The organism is Vibrio sp. Vb1980, from assembly GCF_033338615.1.
Classification (GTDB): domain Bacteria; phylum Pseudomonadota; class Gammaproteobacteria; order Enterobacterales; family Vibrionaceae; genus Vibrio; species Vibrio alginolyticus.
On the sequence record NZ_JAWOSZ010000171.1, the window covers coordinates 1 to 528 of the forward strand.

The following is a 528-nucleotide window of genomic DNA, read 5'->3' on the forward strand; positions in this document are numbered from 1 at the left end:
AGGCCCGGCAGGTCATGAGCCAGACTCAGCAGGCCAGCGAGGCGCAGGCAGCGGAGTGGCTGAAAGCCCAACGCCAGACAGGGGCGGCATGGGTGGAGCTGGCCAAGGAGTTGCGGGAGGTAGCCGCCGAGGTGAGCAGCGCCGCGCAGAGCGCCCGGAGCGCCGCCCGTGGCTGGACATGGAAGTTGTGGGCCGGGGTCTTGATCGCTTCCGTGACGCCTATTCTGGCGCTGCTGATCGCATCATGGCTTTGGCTGGAGCCGCAAATCATCGAACAACAGGGGGGTATATGGCTGGTTTTCAAGCTCAAGTAAAGGGTGACCGCACCGCGCAAGCCATCGCCCGGCAGCTCAAGGCCATGGGCTGCGACCGGTACGACATCGGCATACGGGATGCCGCCAGCGGCAAGATGATGAACCGGGAATGGTCAGCCGCCGAAGTGCTCCAGAACACGCCATGGCTCAAGCGGATGAATGCCCAGGGCAATGACGTGTATATCAGGCCCGCCGAGCAGGAGCGGCATGGTTT

General features: G+C 64.0%; 1 protein-coding gene and 1 pseudogene. Both read left to right on the forward strand.

All coding sequences use genetic code 11. The features are described 5' to 3' along the window. Positions 1–314 (forward strand): IncQ-type mobilization protein MobB (locus R7F64_RS24335; RefSeq protein ID WP_318072216.1); only part of this gene is annotated, 314 nt, incomplete at its 5' end. Further along, a pseudogene (locus tag R7F64_RS24340) lies at positions 290–528 on the forward strand (DNA-primase RepB domain-containing protein); the annotation flags it as partial. The gene R7F64_RS24335 and the pseudogene R7F64_RS24340, both read left to right, overlap by 25 nt.